The 10,276-nt window shown below is 66.8% G+C and carries 11 protein-coding genes; 4 read left to right on the top strand and 7 right to left on the bottom strand.

Going from position 1 to position 10,276, the window contains the following annotated elements; all coding sequences use genetic code 11:
* Positions 1-779 (bottom strand): ketose-bisphosphate aldolase (locus Q0Z44_RS17395; protein ID WP_298015123.1); only part of this gene is annotated, 779 nt, incomplete at its 3' end.
* Between the two features lie 228 nt (positions 780-1,007).
* Positions 1,008-2,438, bottom strand: a complete 1,431-nt coding sequence (gene pyk, locus Q0Z44_RS17390; RefSeq protein WP_298015121.1) for a pyruvate kinase — start codon at positions 2,436-2,438, stop codon at positions 1,008-1,010.
* A gap of 189 nt (positions 2,439-2,627) precedes the next feature.
* Here pyk and Q0Z44_RS17385 point away from each other — a divergent pair, with 189 nt between their 5' ends.
* The 4 genes from Q0Z44_RS17385 to Q0Z44_RS17370 all read left to right on the top strand — a co-directional run bounded on the left by Q0Z44_RS17385 (position 2,628) and on the right by Q0Z44_RS17370 (position 6,488).
* Positions 2,628-3,458: an alpha/beta hydrolase gene (locus Q0Z44_RS17385; RefSeq protein ID WP_298015119.1), complete on the top strand. Its 831-nt coding sequence runs from the start codon at positions 2,628-2,630 to the stop codon at positions 3,456-3,458.
* A gap of 2 nt (positions 3,459-3,460) precedes the next feature.
* The gene (locus tag Q0Z44_RS17380; protein WP_298015117.1) at positions 3,461-4,546 is read left to right on the top strand and encodes an AraC family transcriptional regulator; all 1,086 of its coding nucleotides are present in this window, start codon (positions 3,461-3,463) and stop codon (positions 4,544-4,546) included.
* Between the two features lie 142 nt (positions 4,547-4,688).
* Complete coding sequence (locus Q0Z44_RS17375) at positions 4,689-5,582, top strand: metal-dependent hydrolase (protein ID WP_298015115.1); 894 nt, start codon at positions 4,689-4,691, stop codon at positions 5,580-5,582.
* Between the two features lie 36 nt (positions 5,583-5,618).
* On the top strand, positions 5,619-6,488 hold the full coding sequence (locus Q0Z44_RS17370) for a metal-dependent hydrolase (protein WP_298015113.1): 870 nt from the start codon (positions 5,619-5,621) through the stop codon (positions 6,486-6,488).
* A 105-nt stretch (positions 6,489-6,593) separates the two neighbouring features.
* On the opposite strand, the gene Q0Z44_RS17365 is transcribed toward Q0Z44_RS17370, so the two are convergent.
* The 5 genes from Q0Z44_RS17365 to Q0Z44_RS17345 form a co-directional block, all read right to left on the bottom strand.
* Positions 6,594-7,787: a phosphoglycerate kinase gene (locus Q0Z44_RS17365; RefSeq protein WP_298015111.1), complete on the bottom strand. Its 1,194-nt coding sequence runs from the start codon at positions 7,785-7,787 to the stop codon at positions 6,594-6,596.
* Positions 7,788-7,902: 115 nt separating this feature from the next.
* Positions 7,903-8,229: an AzlD domain-containing protein gene (locus Q0Z44_RS17360; RefSeq protein WP_298015109.1), complete on the bottom strand. Its 327-nt coding sequence runs from the start codon at positions 8,227-8,229 to the stop codon at positions 7,903-7,905.
* Complete coding sequence (locus Q0Z44_RS17355) at positions 8,226-8,996, bottom strand: AzlC family ABC transporter permease (RefSeq protein WP_298015107.1); 771 nt, start codon at positions 8,994-8,996, stop codon at positions 8,226-8,228. Before Q0Z44_RS17355 ends, Q0Z44_RS17360 begins: the two co-directional genes overlap by 4 nt.
* A gap of 83 nt (positions 8,997-9,079) precedes the next feature.
* The gene (locus Q0Z44_RS17350) at positions 9,080-9,451 is read right to left on the bottom strand and encodes a hypothetical protein (protein ID WP_298015105.1); all 372 of its coding nucleotides are present in this window, start codon (positions 9,449-9,451) and stop codon (positions 9,080-9,082) included.
* A 209-nt stretch (positions 9,452-9,660) separates the two neighbouring features.
* A complete protein-coding gene (locus Q0Z44_RS17345; RefSeq protein WP_298015103.1) occupies positions 9,661-10,113 on the bottom strand; it encodes a DUF494 domain-containing protein in 453 nt (150 codons plus the stop codon).
* Positions 10,114-10,276 lie beyond the last annotated feature (163 nt).

Raw genomic sequence — 10,276 nt, 5'->3', positions numbered from 1 at the left:
ACGGGCACGCCGTAGGTTTCCTTCATCTTGCCGCCGTACTGGTTGATGATGGCCAGCAGTTCCTGCGGCACCGACGACGAGCCGTGCATCACCAGGTGGGTGTTGGGGATGCGGGCGTGGATTTCCTTCACGCGGCTGATGGCCAGGATGTCGCCCGTGGGCTTGCGCGAGAACTTGTAGGCGCCGTGGCTTGTGCCGATGGCGATGGCCAGCGCGTCCAGCTGAGTGGCCTTCACGAACGTGGCGGCCTCTTCCGGGTCGGTCAGCATCTGGCTGTGGTCCAGCTTGCCCACGGCGCCGATGCCGTCTTCCTCGCCAGCGTCACCGGTTTCGAGGTTGCCCAGGCAGCCCAGTTCGCCTTCCACGGTCACGCCGACCTTGTGGGCCATCTCCACCACCTTGCGGGTGACGTCCACGTTGTAGTCGAAGCTCGACGGCGTCTTGCCGTCTTCCATCAGCGAGCCATCCATCATCACCGAGCCGAAGCCCAGGTTGATCGCGCCTTCGCACACCTTCGGGCTGGTGCCATGGTCCTGATGCATCACCAGCGGGATGTGCGGGTAGGCTTCGACGGCCGCCTGGATCAGGTGCTTGATGAAGGACTCGCCAGCGTACTTGCGGGCCCCGGCCGAGGCCTGCAGGATCACCGGCGCCCCGACTTCGTCGGCCGCGGCCATCACGGCCTGAACCTGTTCCAGGTTGTTCACGTTGAATGCCGGAATGCCGTAGTTGTTTTCGGCGGCGTGGTCCAGCAGCTGGCGCATGGAAACGAGTGGCATGGGATCCCCAATATCAGGAAAGATGAATGAAACCTGAATGCGCGCCCGCGGCCCGCATGTGACTGGGGTCGATTCTAGCGAGAGTGCGCACGGGCACGCACCCCCACGACCGCGCAGGGCGCCCCTGTTTCCGCGGGATGCCGTGAAGGAAAATTACACGTCCGACCTTCTCCTCACAATATCGCGAGGAATACTCGCCACATATTCGCGTCCGTCGAAATCCGGGGCTCAACCCACCTGACAGACCTTGAGCATGTTGGTGCCACCGGGGTGCCCCATGGGCTCGCCGCACGTGATGGCATAGGTGTCGCCCGGCTTGAGGATGCCGCGCTCCACCAGCAGCAACTCCGCCTGGCGCAGCGCCTCGTCGCGGTCCGCGTAGGTGGGCATCAGCAAAGGGCGCACGTTCCGATACAGCGCCATCTTGCGCTGCGAGATTGGCTGCGCCGTCAGCCCGAAGATCGGCACGTGGATCTTGTGCCGGCTCATCCACAGCGCGGTCGAGCCCGACTCGGTCAGCGCGATGATGGCCTTGCAGCCCAGGTGGTGCGCGGTGAACAGCGCGCCCATGGCGATGGACTGGTCGATGCGACCGAAGGTCTTGTTGGTGAAATCGGCGTCGAGCGACACCTCCTCGGCGCGTTCGGCCGCCATCGCGATCGCGGCCATCTGCTCGATGGTCTCCACCGGGTACTTGCCGGCCGCCGTCTCGGCGCTCAGCATCACGGCGTCGGTGCCGTCGAGCACGGCATTGGCCACGTCGGACACCTCGGCACGCGTGGGCACCGGGTTCACGATCATCGACTCCATCATCTGCGTCGCGGTGATGACGACCTTGTCCATCTCGCGCGCCAGCTTGATCATGCGCTTCTGCAGCGCGGGCACGGCCGCGTTGCCGACCTCGACGGCCAGGTCACCGCGCGCCACCATGATGCCGTCCGAGGCGCGCAGGATGCTGTCGAGGTTGGGAATGGCTTCGGTGCGCTCGATCTTGGCGATCAGCGCCGGGCGGTGGCGCCACGGTTCGCCGGCCACATTGGCGAGCTGGCGGGCCATCTCCATGTCGGTCGCATTCTTCGGAAAGGACACGGCGATGTAGTCGCACTGGAAGCTCGCCGCCGTCTTGATGTCCTCCATGTCCTTGGCCGTCAGCGCGGGCGCCGTGAGGCCACCGCCCTGCTTGTTGATGCCCTTGTTGTTCGACAGCTCGCCGCCCACCTTCACGATGGTGTGCACGGCGTCGCCCTGTACGGCGTCCACCGTCAGCACGATCAGCCCGTCGTTGAGCAGCAACGTGTCACCGGGCTTCACATCGCGCGGCAGCTCCTTGTAGTCCAGGCCCACGCCTTCGATGTCGCCCGGCGTGGCGCGGCTGGCGTCCAGCACGAAGGGCTGCCCCACCTCCAGCATGACTTTGCCCTCGGCAAACTTGCCCACGCGGATCTTGGGGCCCTGCAGGTCGGCCATGATGGCCACAACCTTGCCGACGCGCGCCGCCACTTCGCGCACCAGCTGCGCGCGCTCGATGTGGTCCTGCGCCTTGCCGTGCGAGAAGTTGAGCCGCACCACATCCACCCCGGCACGCAGCATGCGCTCGAGCACCTCGGTCGTGGACGAGGCGGGGCCGAGGGTGGCGACGATCTTGGTCGAACGGGGCATGAAACGGATCTCCATTGGGGTCGGTGCCGACACGGTCCGGACACCGCCCGAACCATTATTAATATTCTATTAACGCGCCACCTCGGAATACGGACAACGGGCCTCTGGTAAACCCGCAACCTCCGGCATTCCATGATGCGCCTGTAGCAACCTTACACTTCCCACACCCATCCGGTCATCGAAACCAACGTGTACCGCACCCTCGTTTTCGCGCACGCCAACAGTTTTCCTGCGAGCACCTACCGCAGCCTCCTCGACGGTTGGCGGGCCGCAGGCTTCCAGGTGCACGCCGTGGACCGGTTTGGCCACGACCCGCGCTACCCGGTCACCCCCGACTGGCCGCATCTCGTCGAGCAACTGCACGACTTCATCGCCCACGAGGTCGGCCACCCCGTCTTCCTGGTCGGCCATTCGCTTGGCGGTTTCCTGGGCATGATGCTGGCGCGCCGCCACCCCGCCCTCGCACAAGGGGTCGTGGTGATGGACTCGCCCCTGCTGTCTGGCTGGAAGGCCGCGGCCATCGGGCTCGCCAAGCGGGCCGGCGCCATGCACCGTGTCATGCCGTCGCGCATCTCTGCGCAACGCACGCACGAATGGGCGAGCGAGCAGCATGCGCATCAGCATTTCCGCGGCAAGGCCAAGTTCGCGGCCTTCCATCCCAGCGTCCTGCACGATTACGTCCACACCGGAACGGAAGCGCACCCCGACGGCATCGGCCGCCGCCTGCGATTCCACCGCGAGATCGAGACCGCCATCTACGACACGATGCCGCACGGCCTCCTGCAGGAGTTCCGCCGCCACCCCCACCGCTGCCCGCTGGCCTTCATCGCCGGCACGCGGTCGCGCGAATTGCGCAGCGTGGGCCTGAGTGGCACCCGGCAGGTCTTCGGCGACCGCATCTCGTGGATTGATGGCACCCACCTCTACCCCTTCGAGCAACCCGAGCGCACCACCGCCGAGGTGCTGCGCTGGCTCGAGGCCTTCCTGGCCGAGGCACCTGTGCCAGCGCCCGCTTGCTGACCATGCCTGCCGCCGCCCATCCGGATGCCCCGCTGCCGTTCGTCACGGTGACGAACTGGATCCGCGCGGCGCGACGCTGCGGCATCGACATCGAAGCCCTGTTCCTCGCCGAAGGGGTCGACCTGGCGGGCCTGCACCCCACCACCGCGCTGATTCGGCCTGCCGTCGTCGGACGCATCATGCACCGATGCCTGTCCGAGGCACAGCGGCTCGGGTGCCCGCACCACTTCCCCATCGTGCTGGGCGACACCTTTGCCTTCGAATACCTGGCCGACGTCGAGACCTTCATCTCGACCAGCGCCACCCTGCGCGACGCGGCGCGGGCGCTCGACTGGATCCCGCCGCTGGTGAACCCGCTCATGACCTTCGAGTTGCAGGAGTTCGGTGACCAGGCCCGCATCACGCTGCACCTCGGTGGCGGCACGCCCGTCGACGAAGCTTGGCCCTTCATCGAAGCCGCCTTCACCACGCTCGTGAAGTTCAGCCGCACCCTGCTGGGCGACCTGCCGCTGGCGGGCCGCCTGACGCAGCGCCATGCCGCCCACGCACGGAGCAGCCTGCTGGCCGAGCACCTGCGGGTCGAGCTTGAACCCGATGCCGACATCGACGCGCTCTGGTTTGACCGTGCCCTGCTGGATCGCCCGCTGATCGGCGCGCTCCCCTCGCTGCACGAACTGGCCGCGCGGCGCATCACCGAAGAAATCGCCCGTCGCGGGCCGCCTCCGCTCAGCCTGGCCAACGGTGACCACGAAGCCCACCCGCTCGTGTGCCAGATCGAGCAGGCCATGCTCACCGATCCCACGCTGCTCGGTCAGGGGCTGCCCGCGCTGGCGACCGCGCTGGGCCTGCATGCGCGCACGCTGCAGCGTCGGCTGCGCGAGGCCGGCGACTCGCACTCTGCCATCCTCGACCGCGTGCGCTTCCACCTCGCGCGCCAGTGGCTGGCGGCACCGGGCGCGCGCATCGAATCCGTCTCGGCCCGCTTGGGCTTCACCGACCGCCGAAGCTTCACGCAGGCCTTCATCCGCTGGGCCGGTGTGCCCCCCAGCCGCTTCCGCGACACGCCCCAGCTCCCACCCGACCATTGAGCGCACGGGTTTCCCCGAGCCCCGCCTGTCGCAATAACCGTCTTTCTGTCGCCGCGTTTCATCGCGCGATGCCGAGCGTTTTCCTACAGTGCGGACAAGGTCCTCTCACTCCGGGCGGGCCCGCTGTTCGATGGAGACCCCGATGCCCCGCCCCGACCTCGCCCCGCCGCCCATCGTCCCGCGCGAGAAGCTCGACTTCGGCCTCGACGGCGACATCCCCCGCCACTGGATGGCCGGCGACCCATTCAAGACCCGCTTCTTCGACGCCATGTCGACACTGTTCCCGGTCGGCGAGCGCTTCTTCATCACCTGTGTGCGCGACTTCAAGGACCGCATCACCGACCCCCAGGTGCTGCAGGACATCAAGGACTTCACCCGCCAGGAAGCGCAGCACAGCATGCTGCACACGCGCTACAACGACCGCCTGCAGGCGCAGGGCGTCCGCGTCGACCAGATCCTGGCCGGCCAGGAAAAGCGGCTCTTTCAGATCATCCGCGGCCACTGCTCGCGCGAGTTCACGCTGGGCATCACGGCGGCCGCCGAGCACATCACCGCCATCATGGCCGACTGCTTTGTCGAACGCCCCGAAATCTTCGAAGGCGCCGACCCGCGCCTGCGCGCCCTCTATGTCTGGCACGCCATGGAAGAAATGGAGCACAAGGCCGTGGCCTTCGACGTGCTGCAGGACGTGGCGCGCTCCGGCTACCTCAACCGTGTCGGCTCCATGCTGCTGGTCACGATGCTCTTCCCCTATCACGTCTTCCGGATCATGCGCCACATGCTCCAGGTCGACGGCTTCAGCCGCTGGCAGCGCACGAAGATCTGGGCGAAGGGGCTGTGGTGGCTCTACGGCCCAGGCGGGCTCTTCCCGCCCATCCTCGGCCAGTACTTCCGTTACCTCAAGCCCGGCTTCCACCCGTGGCAAGACCCCGTCGTCGCCAGCTACGACCCGTGGTTGCGCCTGTTGAAGGAGACCGGCGACCCGGTCGAAGCCGGCAACCGCCTGCACGGCCCCGGCGTCTGGGCCACCCCGTAAGCCGGGCGGCCTGCCCCCATTCATGGAGCCCTCACCATGACCGCACCGCACACCATCACGCCGCGCAGCCAGCTCGACTTCGGCCTCGACGGCGACATCCCGACCTACTGGTTCGCCGGCGACCCGTTCAAGACCCGGCTCTTCGACGCCATGTCCGTCATCTTTCCGGAAGGCGAGCGCTTCTTCATCGCCTGCGTGCGTGACTTCCGCGACCAAGTACAGGACCCGCAACTGCAGGCAGACATCAAGGACTTCATCCGGCAGGAAGCCCAGCACGGCCTCGTTCACGACCAGTACAACCGCCGCCTCAAGGCTCAGGGCATCGACGTCGACCGCCTCGAAGCCATCACCCACCACATCCTGTTCAAACTGGTACGCCGGCACCTGCCCGCACGCCAGACCCTGGCCGAAACCGCCGCCGCCGAACACCTCACCGCCATCATGGCCCACGGCTTCTTCGAGCGCAAAAGCATCCTGAACCAGGCCGACCCGCGCGTGCGGGCGCTGTACGCCTGGCACGCCATGGAAGAGATCGAACACAAGGCCGTCGCCTTCGACGTCATGCAGAAGGTCGCCGGCGTGGGCTACCTGCGCCGCGTCTGGGCCATGCTCGTCGTCACGCTGAGCTTCAACCTGCACGTGCTGCTCAACACGCGATACATGCTCAAGGTCGACGGCTTCACCCGTTGGCAGCGGCTCAAACTCTGGGGCAAGGGCCTCGCCTGGCTGTATGGTCCGGGCGGGCTCTACATGGGCCTCGCACGCCACTACCTGGGCTACTTCCGACCGGGCTTCCACCCGTGGCAAACCGGCCAGATGCGCAGCTACGGCCTGTGGCTCGACACCTTCAACCGCACCGGAGACCCGGTCCTGGCCGGCGAGGCGCTCCACGCTGCCGGCCGCTGAGCCCGCACACGCCCAGTAAAAAGGCCTCTCACCGAGAGGCCTTTTCTGTCTGCGAAGGCGTCTCCGGTCCTCCGCCCCGTCGGGCGACACCGGCGCGCCAGCGGTTCAACCTGCCGCGCGCTTCGTCAGAATTTCGAAAGCGGGCAGCGTCTTGCCTTCCAGCACTTCCAGGAACGCACCGCCCCCCGTAGAGATGTAGCCCACATCCTTTTCGATGCCGTACTTGGCGATTGCAGCGAGCGTGTCGCCGCCACCAGCGATGCTGAACGCGGGCGATTCGGCAATCGCACGCGCGATCGCTTCGGTGCCCTTTGAGAAGGCTTCGAACTCGAACACGCCGACGGGGCCGTTCCACACGATCGTCCCGGCGGCCTTCAGCTGAGCGGCCAGCCTGGCGGCGGTCTTCGGCCCGATGTCCAGGATCAGGTCGTCATCGGCCACATCCGTCGCAGCCTTCACCGTCGCCTCGGCGTCGGCCGAGAAGGTCTTGGCCACGACCACGTCTTCCGGAATCGGCACCTCGGCGCCACGCGCCTTCATCGACTCGATCACCGCCTTGGCCGCCGACACCAGGTCCGGCTCGGCCAGCGACTTGCCGATCTTCAGGCCGGCGGCCAGCATGAAGGTGTTGGCAATGCCACCGCCCACGATCAGGCCGTCCACGTTCTTCGACAGCGACTCCAGAATGGTCAGCTTGGTCGACACCTTTGAGCCGGCCACGATGGCCACCAGCGGGCGCTTCGGCGCTTCCAGCGCCTTGCCGATCGCGTCGATCTCGGCGGCCAGCAGCGGGCCGGCACAGGCCACCTTGGCAAACTGCGCGATGCCATACGTGGTGCCCTCGGCACGGTGCGCCGTGCCGAACGCATCGTGCACGAAGATATCGCACAGCGCGGCCATCTTGCGAGCCAGTTCCTCGTTGTTCTTCTTCTCGCCCTTGTTCAGGCGGCAGTTCTCGAGCAACACCACTTCACCCGGCTGCACCGACACGCCGTCCACCCAGTTGCTCACCAGCTTCACCTCACGGCCCAGCAACTCGCCCAGACGCTGAGCCACCGGGGCCAGCGAATCTTCGGGCTTGAATTCGCCCTCCGTCGGACGGCCCAGGTGCGACGTCACCATCACCGCGGCGCCGGCCTTCAGAGCCAGCTCGATCGCCGGCACCGACGCGCGGATCCGGGTGTCTTCGGTGATGTTGCCCGCATCGTCTTGCGGCACGTTCAGGTCGGCACGGATGAACACGCGCTGACCAGCGGCCTTGCCCTGGGCCACGAGGTCTTCGAATCGGAGGATGGTCATGTTGGCTGCCGTTGAGGCGTTGAAGTTGGAGGAAGAAAACGGTTCAACCCGCCATTGTAGAAAGGTCGGCCGGGCCCGCTCCTCCCCCCCACGCAGATGGGGGCGGTCGTCGGCGTCAAGCGCCCCACCAGCGCAATATCCCGTACAGCGCCATGCCGATCAACAGCGTGCCCAACATGTCGCGCCGCCACCAGGCGTACGCCATTGCCACAGGCGTCGCCACCCAGCGCGGATCCCAAGGACCACTCGGCCACTGCCCTTGATCGAGCAGGACCCCGGGCAGCACCACGGCGGCCAGCGCCGCCATCGGCGCATGCCGCAACCCCCGCTCCGCCCAGGCCGGCAGCGGCAGCGGTTCCCGCGTCAGGAAGAAGAAGGAGCGCGTCAACACCGTGGTCACCACGAGGCCCAGCACCGCCAGCGCGATGTACAACCCGCTCATGCGCCCGCCCTTCCGGCCCGGGCGCGATCGGGCAGCGCGTCCAGCAGCAGCCCCGCAGCGATCCCCACCGCGACGGCCACCACCATGTTGAGCTTGAAGGGCCACCCCCAGCACGCCACCGCAGTCAGACCGGCCAGCATCGCGGCCGCGGCCGCCCGCCCGTCCCGAACCAGCGAGGCCAACAAGCCCGCCAGCGTCAGCGTCCCGGCAAATGCCAGTCCCCACGAGGTCGGCAGTTGCCCCGCAAACGCAATGCCGAGCAAGGCCGCACCATTCCATCCCAGCCAGTTCGGCGCCGCAAGCCCCACCATGTGAGCCAGTGGTCCCAGCTCGCTCGCCGTGGCCGCCGTTCCGTGCGGGTAGCGCGCGACCTGCATCACGTAGGACACGTCGGCCACCATGTAGCCACAGACCAATCGCCAAGGCAATGGCAAGACCATCAAGAAGGGCCGCAACTGGGCACTGAAGATCACGAAGCGCAGGTTCACGCACATCGCGGCCAGCCACACCACCCACAACGGCGCGCCCGCAAGCATCAACGGGATCGCCGCCAGCTGTGCGCTGGCCGCGAACACCGTCATCGACATGAAAACGACCGCCCACATGGGCAAGCCCGACTGCGCCATCACCATCCCGGTGACCAGCCCCCACGCAGCCACCCCTGGCAACGCACGCAGCATGGCGCGCGTGCCCTGCTCACGCTCAGGATGCCGCCACAGGCGTCCATCCAGCAAGCCCAGCCACGGAGTATCGATTGCAGACGACATGCGCCATTCTCGCCGCTGAACCAGCAAAGCGCCGGGCGTCGGAGCAAACCTTCGAGGCCAGCCTTTGCCTCGGCGATCCGCGCTCACGCGGCCGACTTGCCCTTGCGGCCCTTGACCGGTTCCGCCGGCTCCTCGTCGATCACCTCTTCGTCCTCGTCGGCGTCAGCCTTCGGCCGAGAGGCCGCGCCCTTCCCCTTGGAAGCCGCCTCCGCAGGCGGCCGAGGCACCACCGGCGCGATCCCGTCCAGCTTGTTCTCGCGCATGTACTCGTCCATCTCGCGCCAACCGCCGAAGACCGCTGCCTTGTCGGCCTGTGGGTTCAGCGTATAGCAGTCCTCGATGGCCCGCAACGCATGTCGACACGCGCTGCCGATCGCCTTTGCCTCTGCCGCCTTGGACTCAGCGGCTTTCTGCGGCGTCTCGATGCCCAGTTGGTCGCAGCCGACCAGCAGCATGCAGACCGCCATGGCCAGCCCGCCATGCCTCACGTGTCGTGCCACGCCCCGTACGGAAAGCCATGGGTGAGCACCCCGGCGCCGCCTGGCGTCTTCGCCTTCATGCCATGCCGCCCACTCGCTCATCTCGACACCTTCTCTGCTCGCTTTCGAATCGCGAAAGCCCTGACAGAATGTCGACCCGCCGGCTGCAAACTTGAATCGCGCGTTCAATGGACCACGCGATCGGCGTCGTCGACAAAGAGCTCGTCCAGCACCAGAGAATCCGGCTCTTCCCCGCGAGACCAGAACGCCAGCAACACCAGCACCTTGAAGTCCTCCAAGGTCAGCGGCGCACGCGGCACCGCCATCGCGCGGTCGAGCACGAGCTCACGCATCGCCCCCGTCAGCACGCCAGCCGACTCGAGAAAGTGCAGGAAGCCCAGCGCCTCTGGACCGAAGCGCTCGCTCTCGGCTGAAGCCAGCACGCGGGCACTGCCTCCGGCCGGGGCCACCATGGGGGCGGTGCTCACCGTACGCAGGCCCTCCAGCCACGCCAGCGCATCGGCAATTTCTTCTTCCTCGAATCCGACCGCCGAAAGTTTGCGCGCCAGCAGACCGGCCTCCGGACACGCGTCCGGTCGCCAGTAGTGCTCGTAGACGTAAACCAGGACATCGAACATGGAATCACTATATCTCAACGCGCCTGCCGACACATCGGCAACCGCCCGAATCCCGGACGGCATCAATGCCGCCTCGAAAAACAAAAAAGCCCCCGACCAGTCTGGTCGGGGGCTTTTCTTCACTGTAAGTAGCCTGACGATGTCCTACTTTCACACGGGAATC

Origin of the sequence: uncultured Aquabacterium sp., assembly GCF_947366995.1 — a bacterium.
In the GTDB taxonomy this organism is placed as follows: domain Bacteria; phylum Pseudomonadota; class Gammaproteobacteria; order Burkholderiales; family Burkholderiaceae_C; genus Aquabacterium.
Note: the sequence above shows the minus strand (reverse complement) of the source record. Positions and strands in the feature narration are given on the sequence as shown.